General features: G+C 57.1%; 21 protein-coding genes. 15 read left to right on the plus strand and 6 right to left on the minus strand.

The genetic code is table 11. From position 1 onward, the window contains the following. Positions 1-91: 91 nt before the first annotated feature. On the plus strand, positions 92-565 hold the full coding sequence (locus AO726_RS08530; RefSeq protein WP_058067637.1) for an Rsd/AlgQ family anti-sigma factor: 474 nt from the start codon (positions 92-94) through the stop codon (positions 563-565). A gap of 9 nt (positions 566-574) precedes the next feature. Here AO726_RS08530 and AO726_RS08535 read toward each other — a convergent pair whose 3' ends face one another. After that, positions 575-1,219, minus strand: a complete 645-nt coding sequence (locus AO726_RS08535; RefSeq protein ID WP_058067638.1) for an FKBP-type peptidyl-prolyl cis-trans isomerase — start codon at positions 1,217-1,219, stop codon at positions 575-577. A 126-nt stretch (positions 1,220-1,345) separates the two neighbouring features. Here AO726_RS08535 and AO726_RS08540 point away from each other — a divergent pair, with 126 nt between their 5' ends. Next, positions 1,346-2,614, plus strand: a complete 1,269-nt coding sequence (locus AO726_RS08540) for an AlgP family protein (RefSeq protein WP_058067639.1) — start codon at positions 1,346-1,348, stop codon at positions 2,612-2,614. Here AO726_RS08540 and AO726_RS08545 read toward each other — a convergent pair. Then, on the minus strand, positions 2,611-3,075 hold the full coding sequence (locus AO726_RS08545; protein ID WP_058067640.1) for a TIGR02444 family protein: 465 nt from the start codon (positions 3,073-3,075) through the stop codon (positions 2,611-2,613). The two genes, AO726_RS08540 and AO726_RS08545, sit on opposite strands and share 4 nt — an antisense overlap. 50 nt (positions 3,076-3,125) lie before the next feature. Between AO726_RS08545 and AO726_RS08550 the strand changes: the two genes are divergently transcribed. The 6 genes from AO726_RS08550 to AO726_RS08575 all read left to right on the plus strand — a co-directional run bounded on the left by AO726_RS08550 (position 3,126) and on the right by AO726_RS08575 (position 9,640). Then, the gene (locus AO726_RS08550; RefSeq protein WP_058067641.1) at positions 3,126-5,039 is read left to right on the plus strand and encodes an ATP-binding cassette domain-containing protein; all 1,914 of its coding nucleotides are present in this window, start codon (positions 3,126-3,128) and stop codon (positions 5,037-5,039) included. Positions 5,040-5,047: 8 nt separating this feature from the next. After that, positions 5,048-5,623: a mechanosensitive ion channel family protein gene (locus AO726_RS08555; RefSeq protein WP_058067989.1), complete on the plus strand. Its 576-nt coding sequence runs from the start codon at positions 5,048-5,050 to the stop codon at positions 5,621-5,623. A 6-nt stretch (positions 5,624-5,629) separates the two neighbouring features. Next, positions 5,630-6,394 (plus strand): TerC family protein, encoded by a 765-nt coding sequence (locus tag AO726_RS08560; protein WP_058067642.1) that lies wholly within the window; start codon positions 5,630-5,632, stop codon positions 6,392-6,394. Between the two features lie 82 nt (positions 6,395-6,476). Next, positions 6,477-7,103 (plus strand): homoserine/homoserine lactone efflux protein, encoded by a 627-nt coding sequence (gene rhtB / locus AO726_RS08565; protein WP_058067643.1) that lies wholly within the window; start codon positions 6,477-6,479, stop codon positions 7,101-7,103. A 120-nt stretch (positions 7,104-7,223) separates the two neighbouring features. Then, the gene (locus AO726_RS08570; protein ID WP_058067644.1) at positions 7,224-9,119 is read left to right on the plus strand and encodes a cytochrome c/FTR1 family iron permease; all 1,896 of its coding nucleotides are present in this window, start codon (positions 7,224-7,226) and stop codon (positions 9,117-9,119) included. 53 nt (positions 9,120-9,172) lie between these two features. Beyond that, positions 9,173-9,640: a YaiI/YqxD family protein gene (locus AO726_RS08575; protein ID WP_058067645.1), complete on the plus strand. Its 468-nt coding sequence runs from the start codon at positions 9,173-9,175 to the stop codon at positions 9,638-9,640. Between the two features lies 1 nt (position 9,641). Here the strand turns inward: AO726_RS08575 and AO726_RS08580 are convergent, their stop codons facing one another. Both AO726_RS08580 and elbB read right to left on the minus strand, forming a co-directional pair. Further along, entirely contained in the window at positions 9,642-10,112 is a 471-nt protein-coding gene (locus AO726_RS08580) for a thioesterase family protein (protein WP_058067646.1), read from the minus strand. A 141-nt stretch (positions 10,113-10,253) separates the two neighbouring features. Then, positions 10,254-10,922, minus strand: a complete 669-nt coding sequence (elbB, locus tag AO726_RS08585; protein ID WP_058067647.1) for an isoprenoid biosynthesis glyoxalase ElbB — start codon at positions 10,920-10,922, stop codon at positions 10,254-10,256. Between the two features lie 222 nt (positions 10,923-11,144). Here elbB and AO726_RS08590 point away from each other — a divergent pair, with 222 nt between their 5' ends. From AO726_RS08590 to ppk1, 3 genes are all read left to right on the plus strand, one after another. Then, positions 11,145-12,380: a sterol desaturase family protein gene (locus tag AO726_RS08590; RefSeq protein WP_058067648.1), complete on the plus strand. Its 1,236-nt coding sequence runs from the start codon at positions 11,145-11,147 to the stop codon at positions 12,378-12,380. A 305-nt stretch (positions 12,381-12,685) separates the two neighbouring features. Further along, a complete protein-coding gene (gene hemB, locus AO726_RS08595; RefSeq protein WP_058067649.1) occupies positions 12,686-13,699 on the plus strand; it encodes a porphobilinogen synthase in 1,014 nt (337 codons plus the stop codon). 16 nt (positions 13,700-13,715) lie between these two features. Continuing rightward, a complete protein-coding gene (gene ppk1 / locus AO726_RS08600) occupies positions 13,716-15,914 on the plus strand; it encodes a polyphosphate kinase 1 (protein ID WP_058067650.1) in 2,199 nt (732 codons plus the stop codon). Positions 15,915-15,970: 56 nt separating this feature from the next. Here ppk1 and ppx read toward each other — a convergent pair whose 3' ends face one another. Beyond that, positions 15,971-17,473: an exopolyphosphatase gene (ppx, locus tag AO726_RS08605; RefSeq protein ID WP_058067651.1), complete on the minus strand. Its 1,503-nt coding sequence runs from the start codon at positions 17,471-17,473 to the stop codon at positions 15,971-15,973. A 272-nt stretch (positions 17,474-17,745) separates the two neighbouring features. On the opposite strand from ppx, the gene trxA reads away from it, so the two are divergent. The 4 genes from trxA (at position 17,746) to AO726_RS08625 (ending at position 22,168) form a co-directional block, all read left to right on the plus strand. After that, on the plus strand, positions 17,746-18,072 hold the full coding sequence (trxA, locus tag AO726_RS08610) for a thioredoxin TrxA (RefSeq protein ID WP_058067652.1): 327 nt from the start codon (positions 17,746-17,748) through the stop codon (positions 18,070-18,072). 236 nt (positions 18,073-18,308) lie between these two features. Further along, positions 18,309-19,568 (plus strand): transcription termination factor Rho, encoded by a 1,260-nt coding sequence (gene rho, locus AO726_RS08615; RefSeq protein ID WP_058067653.1) that lies wholly within the window; start codon positions 18,309-18,311, stop codon positions 19,566-19,568. Between the two features lie 168 nt (positions 19,569-19,736). Continuing rightward, positions 19,737-21,203 (plus strand): 4-hydroxy-3-polyprenylbenzoate decarboxylase, encoded by a 1,467-nt coding sequence (ubiD, locus tag AO726_RS08620; protein WP_058067654.1) that lies wholly within the window; start codon positions 19,737-19,739, stop codon positions 21,201-21,203. Beyond that, positions 21,203-22,168 carry a CDP-6-deoxy-delta-3,4-glucoseen reductase gene (locus AO726_RS08625; RefSeq protein ID WP_058067655.1) on the plus strand — a complete coding sequence of 322 codons (966 nt, stop codon included), beginning with the start codon at positions 21,203-21,205 and terminating at the stop codon, positions 22,166-22,168. Before ubiD ends, AO726_RS08625 begins: the two co-directional genes overlap by 1 nt. On the opposite strand, the gene AO726_RS08630 is transcribed toward AO726_RS08625, so the two are convergent. Beyond that, positions 22,169-23,083: a LysR substrate-binding domain-containing protein gene (locus AO726_RS08630; protein WP_058067656.1), complete on the minus strand. Its 915-nt coding sequence runs from the start codon at positions 23,081-23,083 to the stop codon at positions 22,169-22,171. Positions 23,084-23,204 lie beyond the last annotated feature (121 nt).

Here is a 23,204-nt window from a genome sequence, read left to right on the forward strand (position 1 = left end):
TAGACGCGCGGGGACGGGCCCTTGATCATCAGTGGTATTTAACGTGCCACGAGTAAGTGCCTGAGAAACATAAAGGGAGAGGTGCAGCACTATGCTTGAGAGATGTCGCAACGCTCAGGAGCGCTGGGGTGGTGTCAGCAAGATCATCGACCGCTGGTTGGGTGAGCGTAAAGAACTGATCAGCGCTTACGTGGATATCAGTGGCTCGGGGCGTGAGCTCAGTTGCAATGATCAGCAGCTTCAGCGCTTCTGCGAAGTGCTCGTTGATTACGTATCCGCAGGGCATTTTGGGGTGTACGAACAACTGACCAACGAGGCGAAGGCGTTTGGGGACCTGCGCGGTCTTGAACTGGCCAAGCAAATCTACCCGCGCTTGCAGGCCATTACCGAAGCATCTCTCGCGTTCAATGACCTTTGCGATAACGGCGACTGCCGTGATGCCAGCTGTCTCAGCGATGAACTGAAGCGCCTTGGGCAGTTGCTGCGCGAGCGTTTTGAATTGGAAGACTGCCTGATCGAAGTGCTGCATAACGATCACAAAAATCACGCTGTGGCAGCCGTTTAAAATCCTGCTTCAGTCTCTGGTGTCGATCAGCTCCAGGTCGAACACCAGAGGCGTGTAGGGCTCAATCACATCACCCGCACCTTCTTCGCCATAGGCCAGCGCTGACGGAATAATGATTTTCCAGTGCGAGCCAACCGGCATCTGAATCAGCACCTTCTGCCAGCCTGCGATGACACTTTCCAAGCTGAACCATTGTGGCGTTTGTGTTTCATCGAACTGACTGCCGTCAGGCAGCAGGCCAATGTAGCGCACTCGTACTTTGCTGTTGGGCGATGGTTTGGGACCGTTACCGGTGCGCAATTGCCAGAGCAAGATTCCATCAGACAGTACGGTTACGCCGGGTCTGCCTTTTTCCAGGGCGAGAAAGCGGCGCTCGGCTGCTTGCGCTAGATCTATTTGGAGTGACGGCTGTGCCAGGCTGGCTTCATGCTCATTGAGAAGGGCTTCGATGCGGTTGCGACTCAACGCCAGAGGCTCATTTTCATACGCTTGACGTAAACCCTCGATGAGGGCGTTAAGCTCCAGTCCGGGGACCTCATCACGCAGGCGATCGCCCAGTTTTACACCTAAGCTGTATGCCAGATCGTGCGAATTTTCAGTGCCTTGCGCCAAGGGCGTCAGCAGGCAAAGAAACAGCATATAAATACGTGGCATGGAGGTTCTCCGTCTGAAGTTGCGGCGATTATGCCAGTCAGGCGGACAAGCTCAATGCATGAGGTGGAAAGGGAGGGGGAAGGCGGTCTAGTATGGACGCCATCTTCACACGCCCGGAGGCGAGCCATGTCGTCAGTCAAAAACGCAAAGAAGAAGTCTGTGAGCACACCACTGCATCTGTTACAGCAACTTTCCAGTAGCCTCCTCGAGCATCTTGAAGATGCTTGCAGCCGTGCACTGGTAGATGCAGAAAAACTGCTAACCAAACTGGAAAAGCAGCGCGGTAAAGCACAGGAAAAACTGCACAAGGCCCGTACTAAAATTCAGGCTGCGGCCAGTGCCGGTAAGACTAAGGCTCAGGCTAAGGCTAAAGACGCCGCTGCTGAGCTGGAACAGCTGCTGGACACCCTCAAGGCTCGTCAGACTGAAACACGTGATTACATTGCAAGCCTCAAGCGTGATGCCCAAGAAAGCCTCAAGCTAGCCCAGGGGGTTGGCAAGGTGAAGGAAGCCGCAGCTAAAGCGCTGGATAACCGCAAACCAGCTGCTGCCAAAACTGCCGCCAAGCCAGCGGCTAAACCTGCTGTAGCCAAAGTTGCCGCCAAGCCAGCGGCTAAACCTGCTGTAGCCAAAGTTGCCGCCAAGCCAGCGGCTAAACCTGCTGTAGCCAAAGTTGCCGCCAAGCCAGCGGCTAAACCTGCTGTAGCCAAAGTTGCCGCCAAGCCAGCGGCTAAACCTGCTGCTGCCAAAGCTGCTGCCAAGCCAGCGGCTAAACCTGCTGCTGCAAAAGCTGCCGCCAAGCCAGCGGCTAAGCCTGCTGCTGCGAAAGCTGCTGCCAAGCCAGCGGCTAAACCTGCTGCTGCAAAAGCTGCTGCCAAGCCAGCGGCTAAACCTGCTGCTGCAAAAGCTGCCGCCAAGCCAGCGGCTAAACCTGCTGCTGCAAAAGCTGCCGCCAAGCCGGCCGCTAAGCCTGCTGTTGCCAAAACTGCTGCCAAGCCAGCGGCTAAACCTGCTGTTGCCAAAACTGCTGCCAAGCCAGCGGCTAAACCTGCTGCTGCCAAAGCTGCTGCCAAGCCGGCCGCTAAGCCTGCTGCTGCGAAAGCTGCTGCCAAGCCAGCGGCTAAACCAGCTGCAGCCAAAGTTGCCGCTAAGCCTGCTGTCGCCAAGCCAGCGGCTAAGTCTGCTGTTGCCAAAACTGCTGCCAAGCCAGCGGCTAAACCTGCTGCTGCCAAAGCGGTAGCTAAGCCAGCGGTCAAACCGGTAGCTGCAAAACCGGCGGCACCTGCAGCTGCGGCTAAACCTGTAGAAAACAAAGCGGTTGATGCTAAGCCCGCAGCTACCGAAGCTGTTGCACCGGTAACCAATAGCAGCACTGCACCTACTTCGGGTGTTTAAATAGTCAGCGTTGCCGCCGCGCTTCTAAGCAGTTGTACGGCGGTAGGGTTGAGAGGCTCGGGTGCTATTTTTCCGAGCCAGTCTTGCGGCGTCGTGTCGGGCTCATTCAGCCACTGCTGAGCGAGTTCGCCCAGGCGCCGTAATTGTTCGTACTCAGCTTCAAGTTCTAACTGTTTAACCTGTTCGCGCAGTGGCAGCAGAAGCGTGTCCTGTTGGGCAGGCTGACGCCAATTCTGTCTAAGCTGGCGTAGTGGTCGCACCACCTGTTCGTGCCAGTCACGCGTGTGTGCCTGCAGCGCCGTGAGCCGTTCAGGGCAGCAACGTACACGTTTTATTTCCAGCCAGATGGCACATATCAGCACGCAAACGTCAGCACCCTGAGCCTGAAGTTGCAGGCAGGCGTGCTCCGCGCCGGGTTTCTGGTACAAAGCGATGGCGAATGGCCGCAGGTCTGTTGTCATTGTGCTTTCCGCGTAAGTAAAAAAGGACTCTGGTAGACTCCGCCGCCATTATGATCCGACTACAAAATCTCACACTACAGCGCGGTCCTCAGCGTCTCTTGCAAGACGCCGAGATGACTTTGCATCCCGGCCACAAAGCCGGTCTGATCGGTGCCAACGGTGCCGGTAAATCTAGCCTTTTTGCCCTGCTGCGCGGTGAGTTGGTCGCCGATGCGGGGGACTGCCTGATTCCTGCTGACTGGCGAGTTTCGCATATGCGTCAGGAGATCGAGGCGGTTGAGCGCATCGCGGTTGATTATGTGCTTGATGGCGATGTGCGTCTGCGCCGGGTGCAGGCTGATCTGGCCGACGCCGAAGCTGTCCACGATGGTGCTGCAGTGGCCCGTTTGCACATAGAGCTAGATACGCTGGACGGTTACAGCGCCGATGCCCGTGCGCGTAAGCTGTTGGCCGGTCTTGGCTTTGACAGCGCGCAAATGGATCGTCGCGTTGGCGATTTCTCCGGTGGTTGGCGGATGCGTCTTAACCTGGCCCAGGCATTGATGTGTCCGTCGGATCTTCTCCTGCTCGATGAACCCACCAACCACCTGGATCTGGACGCGATCCTGTGGCTGGAAAGCTGGTTGAAAGGTTATCCCGGTACTTTGCTGCTGATTTCACATGACCGCGATTTTCTGGATGCTGTAGTGGACCACGTTGCCCATCTTGATCAGCAAAAGCTCACGCTCTATCGCGGTGGCTATTCAGCATTTGAGCGCACCCGCGCCGAGCGTCTGGCGCAACAGCAACAGGCCTACGAGAAGCAGCAGGCGCAGCGTGCGCACATGGAAAAGTACATCGCCCGCTTTAAAGCGCAGGCGACCAAGGCCCGCCAAGCCCAGAGTCGGATCAAGGCCCTGGAGCGTATGGAGGAGCTGTCCGCTGCTCACGTTGATTCACCGTTCGATTTCCGCTTCCGCGAAGCCGATAAAATCTCCAGTCCTCTGTTAAGCCTGAGTGAAGGCCGCCTCGGCTATGGCGACAAAGTGGTGCTGGAGAAGGTCAAGCTGAGCTTGGCACCTGGCGCTCGGATTGGTTTGCTGGGGCCCAACGGTGCCGGTAAATCGACTCTGATCAAAAACCTCTCCAACGAGTTGAAGCCCCTTGCCGGAGAATTGCAGCGCGGCGAGAACTTGGTAGTTGGCTACTTTGCTCAGCATCAGTTGGATGCGCTCGATGATCACGCCAGTCCACTGCTGCACCTGCAACGGTTGGCCCCGACTGAGCGTGAGCAGACGCTGCGTGATTTTCTCGGTGGCTTTGACTTCCGTGGACCGCGTTGCGACGAGCCCGTGCAGAATTTTTCCGGTGGTGAGAAGGCCCGGTTGGCGCTGGCACTGATTGCCTGGGGCAAGCCGAACTTGTTGCTGCTTGACGAACCGACCAACCACCTGGATCTGGAAATGCGTCTGGCCCTGACCATGGCCTTGCAGGAATTCAGCGGCGCTGTGGTGGTGGTCTCTCACGATCGACATTTACTTAAAAGTACTACGGACGAGTTTCTGCTGGTGGCGGATGGCCGCGTGCAGCCGTTCGATGGTGATTTGGATGACTACGCGCGCTGGCTGGTGGATTACCGCGCTCGTCAGCAGCAGCCGACGGCTCCTTCCGAAAGTGCCCCAGACAAGTCTGATAAACGCGTACAGCGTCAGGCTGCCGCTGCGTTGCGCCAGCAACTGGCACCGTACAAGCGTGAGACGGAAAAGCTGGAGAAGGAGCTGGGGCAGGTTCAGGAAAAGCTTGCTGGAGTTGAAGCAAAGCTGGGGGACAGTGATCTGTATGACCCTGCCCGGAAGGACGAGCTACGGGACTTGCTAGCTGAGCAAGCTACGCTGAAAGGACGAGAAGGCGATCTTGAGGAGCGCTGGATGGTGGCGCTGGAAGCTCTGGAAACCTTGCAGGCCGAACTGGAGGCAGCCGATTGAATCTGACTTTGCCGTCTCTTGAATGGCTGCTGACCTGGCGCGAGCCATTGCTTCGCGCTGGGCAGGTAATTCTGATCCTGTTCCTTGCATGGTTGTGCCAACGCATTCTGACTCGTGCAATCAGTCGACTTGCTGAGCGTTACCCGCAGCTACCGCCGGAGTTGATGATGCCCGTGCGCGGTCTGGTGCGTTGGCTGATTCTTGGCAGTGCATTCATGTTGGTGCTGGAGCGGCTTGGGGTTTCTGCTCAGGTTTTGTGGACGGCGCTGACTGGCTTTGCGGCAGTCGCTGCGGTGGCGTTTTTTGCCATTTGGAGCGTGCTCTCGAACATGTTCTGTTCGCTGCTGATCTTCGCCCTTGGGCCGTTTCGCATTGGTGAATATGTCGAGGTGATGGAGAGCGCCGACAAACCGGGTGTCTGCGGCCGTGTGATTGCTATCAATCTGTTCTATACCACTTTGGAAGATGCCACCGGCGATGCGCCGGGTGCCTTGCTGCAAATTCCCAACAGTCTGTTTTTTCAAAAAGCCGTGCGCCGTTGGCGCAGTGGCGATCAACCCAAACCGCGTAACAAAGAGGTTTAAATACATATGGAATGGCTGGCTAACCCGGAGATCTGGGTTGCTTTTCTGACGTTGACTGCTCTGGAAATTGTTCTGGGGATCGACAACATCATCTTCATCTCGATCTTGGTCAGCCGTCTGCCCAAGGCTCAGCAGCCGAAGGCGCGTTTCTTCGGACTTGCGCTGGCTATGGGTACGCGGATCCTGCTGCTGCTGTCGATTAGTTGGGTGATGCGTCTGACGACCGACCTGTTCACGGTTTTGGGGCAGGGCATTTCTGGTCGTGACCTTATCCTGTTCTTCGGTGGCCTGTTCCTGCTGTTCAAGAGTACGGCGGAGATCTACCACAGCCTGGAAGGTGAAGAGGAAGGCCCGCAGGCTGGGGGCAAGACATATGGCTTTATGGGCATCATCGTGCAGATCGCCATTATCGACATCATCTTCTCGCTGGATTCGGTGATCACTGCTGTAGGTATGGTCAACAACGTGCCGGTGATGGTGGCTGCGATTGTGATCTCGGTTCTGGTGATGATGCTGTGCGCCGGTACCATCAGTAACTTCATCGACAAGCATCCAAGCCTGAAAATGCTGGCGCTGTCGTTCCTGATCGTGGTGGGTACCGTGCTGATTGCCGAGTCGTTCGATGTGCATGTGCCGAAGGGCTATGTGTACTTCGCCATGGCCTTCTCCTTGGCTGTTGAGGCGATCAACATCCGCATGCGCACCTTGCGTGCCCGTGCCAGGAAAGAAGAGCTGGCACCGGTGCAACTGCGTAAAGGCTCGCCGGACTGATTACAGTCTGTGCGTTGTTGCAAGACAGGGGTAGGCTAAGGCCTACCCCTTTTTTGTGTGTTCGTAAGTGGAGTTGATCAGCATGGCAATTGAGACATGGCTGGCGTTTTTTGTGGCCTGTTGGGTAATCAGTTTGTCGCCAGGTGCGGGTGCGATTGCATCGATGTCGGCTGGTTTGCAGTACGGATTTCTACGTGGTTACTGGAATGCGCTGGGCCTGCAAATAGCGTTGGCTGTGCAAATCGCCATTGTGGCTGCAGGCCTGGGGGCGGTGCTGTCGGCCTCTGAACTGGCCTTCAGCCTAATCAAGTGGTTTGGTGTGGCGTACCTGATGTACCTCGGCTATGTACAGTGGAAAGCCCAGCCCAGTGAAATGTCGGCTGATACTGAGCGTCCCATTGGCCGCCCGCTGACGCTGGTAATGCGTGGTTTTCTGGTGAATATCAGCAACCCCAAGGCCATCGTTTTCATGCTCGCGGTATTGCCGCAATTTATTGATCCGAAGGCACCGTTGCTGATGCAGTACCTGATCATGGGGGTGACCATGATCACCGTCGACCTGATCGTGATGGCCGGTTACACCGGGCTGGCTGCGCGGGTGTTGGGCGCTCTACGCTCGCCGCGTCAGCAGCGACTGCTTAACCGAACCTTTGGTGGCCTGTTTGTTGGGGCAGCGGCCTTGTTGGCCACTGTGCGCCGCGCCGGTTGAGTGTTGACGGTGGACGCCTGAAGGTTTCTGTCGTCGTCTATTTGTAACCAATTATTGCCGGATTGGGGTGTGGGCGCTCATAATCGAACGCTAAACATTCCTATCTGGTACTAATTCCTAATGAATGCCCTTTCACGAATCTGCAGCTGGCTGCTGATCCCGGCTCTGGCGTTGTGCTGCCTGAGTGCTACCGCCGAGTCTCGCGATGATGCGGCTCGGGCCCTGCATTTGCTGGGTTATCTGAGTGTCGACTATCCCGCGACTGTCGCGGATGGGCAGGTGGTTGATGCGGGTGAATACAACGAGCAGGTTGAGTTTCTCAACGTGCTAAAGGGGCTGATCAGCGGATTGCCGCCGCAACCCGAGCGGGTGACGCTGGAGCAGGGCGTCGTTGAGCTGCATCAGGCCGTGGCGCAACGCCAGGATGGCGCTCAAGTCGCCTTACGCGCCCGTCAGCTGGCGGCGATTTTGGCTTCGGCCTATGGCGTTTCTCAGACCCCCGCGATCACCCCTGATCCTGCCCGTGGAGCCACGCTGTTTGCTGAGAATTGCAGCGTGTGCCATGGCCCCAACGGCGCTGGTGACGGCCCGGCGGGCATGGGCATGGAGCCTGCGCCCGCCAATCTGCGCGATCCGGCGCGTATGGATCACCTGAGTCTGTATGACATGTTCAATACCATCGGACTGGGGATTGAGGGCACGGACATGGCTTCGTTCGCCGACCAGTTGGACGAGCGCCAGCGCTGGGATATCGCCAGTTACATTGCCGGTTTTACGGCGAATGCTGGCCTTAAGGGGGAGCCGATCGCGCTGAGTGAGTTGGCCAGCCTGACGCCAGCGCAAGTGGCCGAGCAGCGTGGCGATGATGCGGCCGCGCTGTTTCGTGCTCAGCGTGCGCAGCCAGTGGCACAAAAGCGTGCACCCAAGCAGCTGATTGAGCATACCCGTCAGACCCTTGAGCAAAGCCTGGCGGCTTACCGGGCCGGCGATTCGGCGCAGGCCTATGACCTTTCAGTCGGGGCCTATCTGGAGGGCTTTGAGCTGGTCGAAAGTGCGCTCGATAACGTCGATGCTGATCAGCGCAAGAGCACCGAGCGGGCGTTGATGGCCTATCGTCAGGCGTTACAAGACAGTCTGCCGCCCGAAGAGGCCGCCCAGCGTTTGGAGCATGCTGCGCTCGAGTTGGAAAAGTCCGCCAAGTTGCTGGACACAGATGGTATGTCCGCCTCGCTGAGTTTTATTTCCAGCCTGCTGATCCTGCTGCGGGAGGGGCTCGAGGCGATTCTTGTGCTGGCGGCGATTCTGGCGTTCCTGCGTAATACCGAGCAGCACCATGCGGTACGCAGCGTACATGTGGGCTGGGGCTTGGCGCTGGTGGCCGGTGTCGCTACATGGGCGCTGGCGGCTTACTTGATTGATGTCAGTGGTGCGCAGCGCGAGCTGCTGGAGGGTGTTACAGCGCTGTTCGCCAGTGTCATGGTGCTGTGGCTGGGTGTGTGGATGCATGACCGTCGTCATGCAGCAGCCTGGCAGGATTACATTAAAAGCAGCCTGGTCAGTGGCGGTGGGCGTTTGGGTTTTGCCGTGCTGGCCTTCTTCTCGGTTTACCGCGAGCTGTTCGAGGTCGTCCTCTTCTACGAAACACTTTGGCTGCAGGCAGGTCCGCAAGGCCATAGCATGGTTCTGGCCGGGGCGGCGGCAGCGCTGGTTCTGTTGCTGGGGCTGGCCTGGGTAATTCTGCGTGGTTCGCGCAAGTTGCCCCTGGCTACCTTCTTTGGGCTCAATGCTGTGCTGCTCTGCGTGCTTTCGGTGGTATTTGCCGGGCATGGCATAGCGGCCCTGCAGGAGGCGGGTGTGCTGGGTACCCGACCGGTCGCTTTCTTTGAGTTCGACTGGCTGGGCATTCACGATGATGCGTACACCTTGTCTGCTCAGGCACTGGTACTGCTCGCCATTGTCGTGTTGTACGGACGTAGCTGGCTGTCGGCGCGACGCAAGGCTGCTGTCAGCGTCTAAAGGCTGAGACGGCCGGCATGGAGTAACATGCCGGCTTTTGCCGAGTTAGAACCATGCGAGTCTGGATTGATGCAGATGCCTGCCCTAAGGCGGCGAAGGATCAGGTGGTCAAATTTGCCCTGAAACGTGGTTTTGAAGTGGTGCTGGTGGCGGGGCAGTCGCAGATCAAACCTGCATTCAACTGTGTGCGGCTAATTGTTGTGCCGAGCGGGCCGGATGCTGCCGATGATTATCTGGTTGAACATGCCGTACCCGGTGAACTGGCGATCTGCAGCGATATTCCTCTGGCGGATCGCTTGGTGAAGAAGGGCGTGGCTGCATTGGACCCTCGCGGGCGCGAGTTTGATGAGCGCAACATGGCTGACAAGCTGGCGACTCGCAACCTGTTCACTGAGTTGCGTGAGCTGGGCCAGGTGGGTGGCGGTCAGGCTCCGTACAGTGACCGTGATAAGCAGGCGTTCGCCAACGGTCTGGATCGCATTCTCACCCGCCTGCTGCGCGAGCAGGCTGGGCGTTCATAACTTAACCGCAGAGATACGTGCCGGTGCCGACGGCGACCAGCGTGCCGTCATCGCTATGCAGTTCACTGCGCACCACAGCAACTTTGTTGCCACTGCGTAACAGCACGGCACTGGCGGTAAACAGCTGACCCCGCCCCGGACGCAGATAGTCCACGCGCAAATCGATGGTGCCCAGCTTGGAGAGGCGGGTCATGCGCTCGCTGGGGGACAGGTGCTGGTGTTTATCGAAGGCTCCGATCAGCGCCATAGCGCCACCGGCGACATCCAGCAGGGAGCTGATGGCACCGCCGTGGAGAATGCCGTGGACAAAGTTACCGATCAGCTCAGGCTTCATCGGCAGGGTCATCGTCACTTTTTCAGCGCTCAACTCGCCCATTTGGATACCCAGCGCCTGGTTGAAGGGAATACGCTGGAAAAAATTGATCACAGCTTCGCGCTGTTCCGGGGAAAGTTCGAACGGTTGCTTGGTCATAGCGGCCCTGCCTCAAGTTAATGGTGCAAACTGCCGCACTCCATGCGGTCTGACCAGAGGCCAGACCGGAGTAGCCTAAGCATTGTCACGATAGCCTTGCTAGCCAGGCATGACCGCCTGGCTGCAGCGCTCGAGAGCTGCTCAGTGGGCAGGCGGGGCGCACAGTTCGAGAACGCGATCGACCAGCTTGTTGATACCTGAAGCCGCCTCGCTGATGGACTGAGCCAGCATGTAGGCCGGTGTGGTAACCAGCTTGCGTTGCGTGTCTTCGATAATTTCGGAGACTTCACATTCTTCGTGCTGAGCACCCATTTGAGTCAGGGCCGCAGCGGTATCTGCATCCTTGCCGATGGTGCAGATGACGCCAGAGCCGTAAATCTTCGCGGCCAAGGCCGGCGCAATGCACATCAAGCCGACGGGCTTGCCTGCACTGGCAAAGGACTGCACCGCCTGCAGTACATCCGCTTGTACGGAGCAGTTAGCACCGCTGGTGGCGAAGTCAGAGAGGTTCTTGGCCGCGCCGAAGCCGCCCGGCAGGATCACTGCGTCAAAGTCCTGGGCATGCAGCTCTTTGACATCCTTGATGTTGCCGCGGGCAATCCGGGCCGACTCCACCAGTACGTTGCGCGTGCCGTTCATCTCATCACCGCTGTAGTGATCCACCACATGCAGCTGAGGGATATTCGGCGCAAAGCACTGCACCTGAGCGCCACGCTGGTCCAGGCGCAGCAGGGTAATCACGCTTTCGTGGATTTCTGCGCCGTCGTAGACGCCGCAGCCGGAAAGAATCACCGCGACTTTTTTGTTCATCACTATCTCCTGATAAATGCAGGGCGAGGGTGCATCGCCTTATAACGAATCTGTCGCCAAACGCTACCTGGCTTGGCACAGTTGGCCATGAGGCCGGACAAACATTGAATTAAGCTTAATTAAGTAATCCTAGCTGCAAGCCGGTTCTCGCGATACGGCATAACAACAATTGAACAGTCATTTACATGACGCCGGATGTACGTATGCATTTCGGGGAGAAACATGGACTACATACTCTATGCGGTACCGTTCTTCTTTGTGTTGATTGCCCTTGAGTTGCTGGCTGATCGGTGGCGGGGCGTCAGCACCTATCGTTTTTCCGATTCGATCAACAGCCTGAGCGCTGGCGTGTTGTCTACAACGCTGGGCTTGCTGACCAAAGTGGTAGGGCTGATCACCTATACCCTGGCGTGGGAATACATCGGGATATTTGAGTTGTCGGCAGACAGTCTCTGGGTCTGGCTGTTTGCTTTTGTCTTTTATGACTTCTGCTACTACTGGAACCACCGCATGGGGCATGAGCGCAATGTGCTCTGGGCGGCCCATTCGGTGCATCACCAGAGTGAGGACTACAACCTCAGCACCGCGTTGCGGCAAACCAGCAGTGGCTTTCTGTTCAGCTGGATCTTTTACCTGCCGATGGCCGTAGTCGGTGTACCGCCACTGGTATTCCTGACCGTTGCGGCGATGAACCTGCTCTATCAGTTCTGGGTACATACGCGGCATATCCCCAAGCTGGGCTGGTTGGAATGGGTACTGATTACGCCCTCTAACCACCGTGTTCATCACGCGCAAAATCCACGCTATATGGATCGCAATTACGGTGGTGTGTTCATCGTCTGGGATCGTGTTTTCGGCACCTTTCAGGAGGAGTTGGATGATGAGCCGGCCATCTTCGGTGTGACTACACCGCTGGCCAGCTGGAACCCACTGTGGGCCAATATCCAGTTCTATGTGGTGTTGTGGCGCGATGCAGTACGCGCTGCGTCCTGGTGGGACAAGGTGCGTATCTGGTTTATGCCGACGGGCTGGCGACCGGCTGATGTGGCAGCGAAATATCCAGTTGAGAAACCCGATCTGAGCCGTTTCGTGAAGTTCGACGTGCCGCTAACGCTGGCTCAAAAGGTCTATGCAGGCGTCCAGTTCGCGCTGTATGTCGTCCTAGGCAGCGCATTGTTAGGGCTTGGCGATGCACTGACGCTGGAGCAGGCGCTGGTGGGGTCGGTGTGGATGGCGTTCGGCCTGTACTGCATCGGTATCTGGCTGGAGAACCGACCGTTGGCTAAGACCCTTGAGCTGCTGCGTCTGCTATTTAATGCAGGATTTCTCTGGTTGGCGATCGTGACACAAATCATTCCACACAGCGCATTGCTGTGGTGGGCGCTACTGAGTTACAGCCTGATCAGTCTGATTGCCCTTTATTGGACACCCCGTCCAGTTGAGGCACGTACTGCCTGAGACAAGACTTCTCATACTTTGGTGCGCTGCCTGTCCAGCAATGGCAGGCAGCGCTCGCCGGCAGTGGTACTATGGCAAGTGATCCGGACCTGGGCTCTGTACGAAAAGCGCCTGCATATTCCAGGCAGCGTTTCCTGCACAGCCAAGTTTGACCATTTTCCGTTTTCTGCCCGACCCGCCAAGTTCTTTGTAACTGCTTTATATGCGCTGGCAGTCGGTACAGCTGCGAAGTGCTGTAATCATTTGGTCATAATGTCCGCTTATAACTTTCCTGCTCGCCTGTCATACAGGCTACGGAGTCTGCTGTGAGCGTTACCCCTGCCAATCGCCTGTTTCCCGGTACCCGTCTGCGCCGCAACCGCCGCGATGATTTCTCCCGCCGCCTGGTCCGTGAAAACCGCCTGAGCACTGATGATCTGATCCTGCCGGTGTTTGTTCTGGATGGTGAAAACCGCCGCGAGAGCATTCCGTCCATGCCGGGCGTGGAGCGCTTGTCCATCGATCTGTTGCTCAAAGAAGCCGAGCATTGGGTTGCACTAGGCATTCCTGCATTGGCGCTGTTCCCGGTGACGCCGCTGGAGAAGAAATCCCTGCAGGGTGAAGAGGCCTGGAACCCGGATGGTATCGCTCAGCGTGCGATCCGTGCTCTGCGCGCCAAATTCCCTGAACTGGGCATCATCAGCGACGTAGCCCTGGACCCGTTCACTACTCACGGGCAGGACGGCATCCTCGATGAAAACGGCTATGTTCAGAACGACATCACCGTCGATGCGCTGGTCAAGCAGGCTCTGTCCCATGCCGAGGCCGGTGCGCAGGTTGTAGCACCGTCGGACATGATGGATGGCCGTATTCAGGCAATCCGCGAAGCGCTGGAGCTGGCCGATCACACCAATGTGCGGATCATGGCTTACTCCGCCAAATATGCCAGCGCCTATTACGGCCCGTTCCGTGATGCAGTCGGCTCGGCGGCTAACCTGGGCAAGGGCAGCAAAAACACCTATCAGATGGACCCGGCCAACGGTAACGAAGCCCTGCACGAAGTGGCAGCGGACTTGGCCGAAGGCGCGGATATGGTCATGGTCAAACCGGGCATGCCGTATCTGGATATCGTTTGGCGCGTGAAGGATGAGTACAAAGTACCGACCTTTGCCTATCAGGTCAGCGGCGAGTACGCCATGCACATGGCTGCCATTCAGAACGGCTGGCTGAGCGAAGCGGTGATTCTTGAATCACTGACGGCCTTCAAACGTGCCGGCGCTGATGGCATTCTGACTTACTTCGCCGTACGTGCAGCAGAACTCTTGAAACAAGGGCAATAACTCACCAGGAGCATCCATGAATACCGAAGGACTCACGAATACTGAGTTGCAGGACAGCACCGTTGCAGCCCCGGAGGAGGTTGTGGTTGAGACACCCTGTGTCGAAACATCCGCTCCGGTTGTGGCTGCGCCAGTGCCTAGCCTGGATGACAGCAGCCTGTACATCCATCGCGAGCTGTCGCAGCTGCAATTCAATATCCGCGTGCTGGAACAGGCGCTGGATGAGTCCTATCCGCTTCTGGAGCGACTGAAGTTCCTGCTGATCTTTTCCAGCAACCTGGATGAGTTTTTCGAAATTCGCGTTGCCGGACTGAAAAAGCAGATCAACTTTGCCCGTGAGCAGGCTGGTGCGGATGGCTTACAACCCCACCAGGCCCTGGCCCGTATCTCCGAGTTGGTGCATGAACAGGTTGAACGTCAGTACGCGATTCTCAACGACAACCTGTTCCCGGAGATGGCCAAGCACAACATCAACTTCATCCGCCGGCGTTTCTGGACCCCCAAACTGAAAACGTGGGTGCGTCGCTACTTCCGCGATGAAATTGCACCGATCATCACGCCGATCGGCCTTGACCCGACGCACCCGTTCCCGCTGTTGGTTAACAAGAGCCTGAACTTTATTGTTGAGCTTGAAGGGGTTGATGCGTTTGGCCGTGATTCCGGTCTGGCGATCATCCCTGCACCACGCTTGCTGCCGCGCATCATCAAGGTGCCGGAAGAGGTTGGTGGGGCCGGCGATAATTACGTATTTCTGTCTTCAATGATTCATGCCCACGCAGACGACCTGTTCCAGGGCATGAAGGTGAAGGGCTGCTATCAGTTCCGTCTGACCCGTAACGCTGACTTGTCAGTGGATACCGAGGATGTTGAGGACTTGGCCCGTGCGTTGCGCGGCGAACTGCTCAGTCGTCGTTATGGTGATGCGGTGCGTCTGGAGGTTGTCGACAGCTGCCCGAAACCACTGGTGGATTACCTGCTCAAGCAATTCGGCTTGAGCGAGAGCGAGCTGTACCGGGTAAACGGCCCGGTGAACCTGATTCGCCTGTTCAGCATCACCGGGCTCGAAAGCCATCCGGAGCTGCAGTACACCCCGTTTACGCCAGTGATCCCCAAACTGCTGCAAAATGCAGAGAACATCTTCAACGTGATCAGCAAACAGGATGTCCTGCTGCTGCATCCGTTTGAGTCCTTCACGCCAGTGGTTGACCTGCTCCGTCAGGCCGCCAAAGACCCACACGTGTTGGCCATCAAACAGACGCTGTACCGTTCCGGGGCTAACTCGGAAATCGTTGATGCACTGGTTGAGGCAGCCCGCAACGGTAAGGAAGTAACAGCGGTCATTGAGCTGCGCGCGCGCTTTGATGAAGAGTCCAACCTGCAATTGGCCAGCCGCTTGCAGGCTGCGGGTGCTGTAGTGATTTACGGTGTGGTGGGCTTTAAGACCCACGCCAAGATGATGCTGATCCTGCGCCGCGAGAACGGCGATATCGTCCGTTATGCGCACCTGGGAACTGGCAACTACCATGCCGGCAACGCCCGCCTGTATACCGACTACAGCCTGCTTACCGCCGATGTGGCGCTGGGGGAGGATGTGGCCAAACTGTTCAGCCAGTTGATCGGTATGGGTAAAACCCTGCGCATGAAAAAGCTGCTGCATGCGCCGTTTACCCTGAAGAAAACCCTGCTGGATATGATCGCCAAAGAGACGGCTCTGGCGTCTGAGGGCAAGTCCGCACACATCATTGCCAAATTCAACTCCCTGACCGATCCGAAGGTGATCAAGGCGCTCTACAAAGCCAGTCAGAGTGGGGTGAAAATCGATCTGGTGGTGCGTGGTATGTGCTGTCTTCGTCCGGGCATTCCGGGGGTTTCGCACAATATTCAGGTACGTTCGATCATCGGGCGATTCCTTGAGCACACGCGGGTGTTCTACTTCCAGAATGACGGCGAGGAAAAAATCTACCTCTCCAGTGCTGACTGGATGGAACGCAACCTCGATAAGCGCGTGGAAACCTGCTTCCCGGTTGAGGGCAAGAAGCTAATCCTGCGGGTCAAGAAGGAGCTGGAAAGCTACCTGACCGACAACACCCAGGCCTGGCTGCTGCAGCCTGATGGCCGCTACGTGCGTTGTTCGCCAAGTGGTAACCAAAACCCGCGCAGTGCACAGGCGGGGTTGCTGGAGAAGCTGACCGCGCCACAGATCAGCGTTCGCTGAGTCTCAGTTTGTTCTGCGTGATGCAAAACCGGCAGCCTTAGGCTGCCGGTTTTGTTTTAGCTGATGCGCAGATCAAGATTGATGCGTCTGAGCCATTCAGCTTCAGCCTCGAAGTCAGCCTGAGTCAGCGGATTCTTCTCGAGCCAGCCGCTTGGGAAGATGATTTCCAGGCTGTGTTCGCCGGCTTTGAGTTTCACCTCGGGCATTTCCTGATTGCCTCGGATGTGGTGGAACAAAATGGCAAAGCGCAGTAGCACGCAAAGACGAATCAGTGCAGTGCCTTCTTCGGCGAACACGGCGAACTTGTCTTTAGGTATGTTGCGGCGATGGCCACGAACCAGCAGTGCAAGCATCTCCTGATCACGGCGGGAGAAACCGGCCAGGTCGGAGTGCTCAACCAGATACGCGCCATGTTTGTGATAGTGATAGTGGGCTATGTCCAGCCCGACTTCATGCACCTTCGCGGCCCAGCGCAGCATGTCACTGTGCCATTCCTCTTCCAGTTGCCAGTCTTTAGCTACCTTCCTCAGGGCTGAAAGGGCTTTGGCTTCGACTCGAGCCGCCTGATCCTGATCAACGTGGTAGCGCTCCATAAAGGAGTGCAGGGTGCGTTCGCGCACATCTTCATGTTGGTAGCGGCCCAGCAGGTCATACAGCACGCCTTCGCGCAGCGCGCCTTCTGAGTGACTCATTTGCTGGATGTCGCAGGCATCAAAGATGGCTTCAAGGATGGCCAGGCCGGACGGGAAAATTGCCCGGCGATCCGGTTTGATTCCATCCAGATCAAGCTTTTCAACATCCCCTACTTTGAACAGCTTGCGCTTGAGCCAGGCCAGCCCCTCGCTGTTGACTTCACCATTGCTCAGACCTGCTGCCTTAATGGCCAGGCCAACGGCTTTAATCGTGCCAGAGGCACCGACGGCTTCGTCCCAGCTGATACGGCGCAAAGCATTCTCGATCCCCATCAGCTCCAGGCGAGCGGCGGTGTAGGCCTGAGCATAGCGGGCAGCGGTGATCTTGCCGTCTTTAAAGAAACGTTGGGTGTAACTCACGCAGCCCATTTGCAGGCTTTCGCGCATCAGCGGTTCAAACAGCTGGCCGATGATGAATTCGGTACTGCCGCCGCCAATGTCGGCCACAAGGCGTTTATTGGGCGTGTCGGCGATGCTGTGGGACACGCCCAGATAAATCAGGCGGGCTTCTTCACGTCCGGAAATGACTTCAACCTGATGGCCGAGAATCTCTTCCGCCCGGCGGATAAAAGTGGCGCGGTTATGCGCTTCGCGCAGAGCGTTGGTGGCTACCACCCGCACAGCACCTTCGGGCAGTCCGGCGATCATCTGGGCAAAACGGCGCAAGCAGTCTAGGCCGCGGGTCATGGCCTCTTCGTTGAGCTGGTGCTGTTCATCAAGGCCTGCGGCCAGCTGAACCTTTTCTCCGAGGCGCTCGAGGATACGGATCTCGCCGTAGTCGGCTTTGGCCAGGACCATGTGGAAGCTGTTTGAGCCTAGGTCGATGGCTGCAATCAGAGGAAAGGATTCGGCAGATTTATGCGGCATAACAGATTATTCTCGAAGCTGAACCGCGCCATCCTGCCACGATAGGGCAGCCTAGCCAACGCATTCTGATGCCGCAGGGGTACACCTCAGTGAAGTTCACAAGTGTGACAGTTTCAAGTCGCCCCGGCTGTCTGAAAGCCTGAAGTCAGCCCGACATTAACGTCTTTCTTGATAGTCTTTATAGATAAGCTCAATGGTGACTGCCTTCCTGTACGGGGGTAAGACGGCTATCATGTCGGTCATCTTTTGCTTCCGTAAACGGAGATTTTTCCATGAGCGAATTCATCACCAATGTCAGCGACGCCAGCTTCGAGCAGGATGTTATTCAGGCTGACGGTCCGGTTCTGGTCGATTACTGGGCTGAATGGTGCGGGCCTTGCAAAATGATCGCGCCGGTGCTGGATGAGATCGCTCAGGCTTACCAAGGCAAACTCAAAGTCTGCAAACTGAACATTGATGAGAACCAGGAAACCCCGCCGAAGTTTGGCGTACGTGGCATCCCGACTCTGATGCTGTTCAAGAATGGCAATGTTGAAGCTACCAAAGTTGGTGCACTGTCCAAGTCGCAGCTGGCTGCGTTCATCGACGCCAACATCTGATCTGCTTCTTAAAAGCCCCGCTTCATGCGGGGTTTTTATTTGAAGATACTAGACGCGATAAATATTCAAGTGTTACATTCGCAGCCGCTGCATTTTCTATGTAGCCCTCTGCAAGCCGTCGCCGGCAACTTCTACTCGATCTATCGATAATAAAGCAGGCGTCCAGCCGTTCTCAGCGGCACGGCTTATCAAGCTGAATAGCTTATTTCCCTCCTTACAATGATTACGTCATTCCTATGAATCTGACCGAACTCAAGCAAAAGCCGATCACAGAACTGCTGGAACTCGCCGAGCAACTTGGCCTGGAAAACATGGCCCGTTCGCGCAAGCAGGACGTGATTTTCTCCCTGCTGAAAAAACATGCGAAAAGCGGTGAGGAAATCTCCGGTGATGGCGTGCTGGAGATACTCCAGGACGGTTTCGGCTTCCTCCGCTCCGCGGATGCCTCGTATCTTGCTGGCCCTGATGATATCTACGTATCGCCGAGCCAGATCCGTCGTTTTAACCTGCGTACGGGCGACACGATTGTCGGCAAGATCCGTCCGCCGAAGGAAGGCGAGCGTTATTTCGCGCTGCTTAAAGTTGACTCGATCAACTTTGACCGTCCGGAAAACGCAAAGAACAAGATTCTGTTCGAGAACCTGACGCCGCTGTTCCCCAATGAGCGCCTGCTCATGGAAGCCGGTAACGGTTCCACTGAGGACATCACCGGTCGTGTGATTGACCTCTGTGCCCCGATCGGTAAAGGCCAGCGCGGCCTGATCGTGGCACCGCCGAAAGCGGGTAAAACCATCATGCTGCAGAACATTGCAGCGAACATTGCCCGTAATAATCCTGAGTGCCACCTGATCGTTCTGCTGATCGACGAGCGCCCTGAAGAAGTGACCGAGATGCAGCGCACCGTGCGCGGCGAAGTGGTTGCCTCGACTTTCGACGAACCGCCAACCCGCCACGTGCAAGTGGCTGAAATGGTGATCGAGAAAGCCAAGCGCCTGGTTGAGCACAAGAAAGACGTGGTCATTCTGCTCGACTCCATCACCCGTCTGGCGCGTGCCTACAACACCGTGATCCCGAGCTCCGGCAAGGTGTTGACTGGTGGTGTGGATGCTCATGCGCTGGAGAAGCCGAAGCGTTTCTTCGGTGCTGCCCGTAACATCGAAGAAGGCGGCTCGCTGACCATCATCGCCACCGCGCTGGTTGAAACCGGTTCGAAGATGGATGAAGTGATTTACGAAGAGTTCAAAGGCACCGGTAACATGGAGCTGCCGCTGGACCGTCGTATCGCTGAGAAGCGCGTATTCCCGGCCATCAACATCAACCGCGCCGGTACCCGTCGTGAAGAGTTGCTGACTGCCGAAGACGAGCTGCAGCGCATGTGGATTCTGCGCAAGCTGCTGCATCCGATGGATGAAATTGCTGCGATCGAGTTCCTCATCGACAAGCTCAAAGCTACGAAGACCAACGACGAGTTCTTCCAGTCGATGAAGCGCAAGTAACAGCTTCATGCTGTTGAAAGCCTCCCGTGGCAGCGCCCGGGAGGCTTTTTTATTTCTGAAGATTGGTAAAGCTGTCTTTCATATAAGCCTTCCGGCGATATGCTGTTGGGGAATCTCCCAGCTAAGCGGTAAACTTTACAGTCCGCTCGCCATCACGAGACCCCCAGCATGCAGTATCGCGACCTGCGCGACTTCATCCGCGAATTGGAAAAACGCGGTGAACTCAAGCGCGTTCAGACACCGGTTTCGCCGGTGCTGGAAATGACCGAAATCTGTGACCGCACCCTGCGCAAAGGCGGGCCGGCACTGCTGTTTGAAAACCCTACGGGTTATGACGTGCCGGTGCTCGGCAACCTGTTCGGCACACCCAAGCGCGTGGCGCTGGGTATGGGCGCTGAAGAAGTATCGGAGCTGCGCGAAATCGGCAAGCTGCTGGCCTTTCTCAAGGAGCCGGAGCCGCCCAAGGGCTTGAAAGACGCCTGGAGCAAGCTGCCGATCTTCAAAAAGGTCATCAACATGGCGCCGAAGGTCCTGAAGGATGCGCCGTGTCAGGAAGTGATCGAAGAAGGCGATGATGTCGACCTGAGCAAACTGCCGGTGCAAACCTGCTGGCCGGGCGACGTTGGTCCGCTGATCACTTGGGGCCTGACCATCACCAAAGGGCCGAACAAAGAGCGGCAGAACCTTGGTATCTACCGCCAACAGGTGATTGGCCGCAACAAGGTCATCATGCGCTGGCTCAGCCACCGTGGCGGTGCGCTGGATTACCGTGAGTGGTGCGAGAAATTCCCCGGTAAGCCGTACCCGGTTGCGGTTGCGCTGGGCGCGGACCCGGCGACCATTCTCGGCGCGGTGACGCCGGTCCCGGACAGTCTCTCCGAATATGCGTTTGCTGGTTTGCTGCGCGGCCACAAGACCGAGTTGATCAAGGCCCGCGGCAGTGATCTGCAAGTGCCGGCCAGTGCTGAAATCGTCCTTGAAGGTGTTATTCACCAAGGCGAGATGGCCGATGAAGGCCCGTACGGCGATCACACCGGATACTACAACGAAGTGGACCGCTTCCCGGTGTTTACCGTGGAGCGCATCACCCGCCGGCAAAAGCCGATTTACCACAGCACCTATACGGGCCGTCCGCCAGATGAACCGGCGATTCTCGGTGTGGCGCTGAATGAAGTGTTCGTGCCGATCCTGCAGAAGCAGTTCCCGGAGATCACCGATTTCTACTTGCCGCCGGAAGGCTGCTCCTACCGCATGGCCGTTGTGACCATGAAGAAGCAGTACCCTGGCCACGCCAAGCGCGTGATGCTCGGCGTGTGGTCGTTCCTGCGGCAGTTTATGTACACCAAGTTCGTTATCGTGACCGATGACGATATCAATGCGCGTGACTGGAATGATGTGATCTGGGCGATCACTACGCGCATGGACCCTAAGCGCGATACGGTGATGATCGACAACACGCCGATCGACTACCTGGACTTCGCGTCGCCGATTTCCGGTTTGGGTTCCAAGATGGGCCTGGATGCCACCCACAAGTGGCCAGGTGAGACCAGCCGCGAATGGGGACGGGCAATCGTCCAGGATGAAGCGGTTAAGCAGCGCGTTGATGCGTTGTGGTCTGAATTGGGAATCGATTAATGAAGGTCACCCTGAATCCTTCAGGTGCGGTACTTGAAGTACAACCCCGCGAACGCATCCTCGATGCAGCCCGCAGGTTGGGTTATGACTGTCCGCAAAGCTGTCGCAATGGTAACTGCCATATCTGCGCTGCGTTGCTGGTTGAAGGTAAGGTGTTGCAAGACGGCGTCGAACTGGAGCAGGGCGAGCTGTTCACCTGTCTGGCTGAGCCGCTGGAAGATTGTGTGCTGCATTGGGATGGTGTGCTGGCGCCGGGCGAATTGCCGGTGCGGGACATGGCCTGTCAGGTGCTGGCCTGTGATGACGTTGGCGGTGATGTATTTCGCGTGCGTTTGCAGGCTCCGGCTGGCAAACGTGTGCGCTATCACGCCGGGCAATATCTGCTGTTAGAGCGCCGCGAGGATTACTCGGCGTTTTCACTGGCGTCAGCCCCGCACAGTGGCCGCGAGCTGGAGCTGCATGTGCTGGCCCGGGAAGACTCGGCCATCTCCTTGATCGAGCAGTTGCGCAGTACGCCGATTGTGCGGGTGAAAATGCCGTTTGGTGATACCCACCTGGCTGAATTGCCGGACGGGCCGCTGGTGCTGCTGGCAGCCGGAACCGGCATGGGCCAGATGCAGAGCCTGATCGAACATTGCCGCGCAACGGGCTTTGCCCATCCGGTGCACTTGTACTGGGGGGCTCGCCATCCCGGCGACTTTTATGAGGTTGAGCACTGGGAACAGTGGCAGCAGACGCCCAATCTGTTCCTGCATAAGGTTGTCAGTGATGAATGCGGCTGGACGGGGCGTTGCGGCTTGTTGTATGAGGCAGTGACTCAGGACTTTCCTGACCTTAAGCCTTTGCACGTCTACGCCAGTGGCTCGCCGGCGATGGTCTATGCCACGCTGGATGCGCTGGTGGATGCGGGGATGGACGCCCACCAGATGCGTGCCGACGTATTCGCCTACGCGCCACGCAGCTGATCAGTGAGTCGGTTCCTGGTCGACCAGATCCGGGAACCCCTCTCTAAGCTCTTGCGCCACCCATTCCAGAAAGTACGCCATGTCATCGCTGACCGGTCCGGCCGGTAACAGCGCCTGATAACTTTCCAGCGGTATTTGTTCGGCTACTGGCCTAACCAGTACGCCGCAAGCCAGCTCCTGATGAACTAACACCTCGTTAGCCAGGGCAATTCCATGGCCTTTTTCGGCCATGCTCAGGGCGTGGTCGTTACTGATGTAAAGCAAGTCCGAAGTGACGCGGATGGGTGAGCGGTTAGCTGCGAACCACGCATTCCACCATTCGCCGTCATCGACATGGATGAGTTTGTGCCTGAGCAGATCTTCACAGCTTGTAACTGGACCGTGTTCAGTCAGATAGCCGGGTGAGCACACCGGAAAGACGTTTGGATGCAGTAACGTTGTGTAGTTGTGGCCGTATTGACCAGGCATGCCGTAAACGATCCCGAGATCGGCGTTCTTTCCATCAACTTCAGTGAATGTGGCATGTGGATCAACTGCTATTTTCAGGCCTGGACGCAGCTGCTGCAGGGCTTCAAGTCGAGGCATAAGCCAACGCTTGGCGAAGGCAGGCACGGCCATGATCTTTAACCAACGTGCGGTCCCACCCGGTGTCAGTTCATTACTGGCGTCGGCGATCTGTTGCAGGGCGTTGGCGACTTTTACGTAATAGCGTTGGCCGGCAGGTGTCAGGGTTACTCCGCGTGGCGTGCGTTGGAATAGCTGCACGCCGAGCCAGTCTTCCAGCAATTTGACGTGACGTCCGATAGCCGGCTGCGTCACATGAAGCGACTTAGAAGCCTCAACGTAGCTGCCCAGACGTGCGGCGGCCTCAAATGCGCGGATGGCATTGAGCGGCGGTAGGCGTAATGAAGGCATCCGGCTGTCTCTTACTGGCTATTAAATTTTCTAACACCGACTGTAAGAAAATTCATCTTTAGGCTCAACCGCATTTCTCCGAATATCGCCCCCTAGCAGCTCAAAACAAATCAGCCGACCT

Source organism: Pseudomonas sp. TTU2014-080ASC, from assembly GCF_001446935.1.
Taxonomy (GTDB): Bacteria; Pseudomonadota; Gammaproteobacteria; order Pseudomonadales; family Pseudomonadaceae; genus Aquipseudomonas.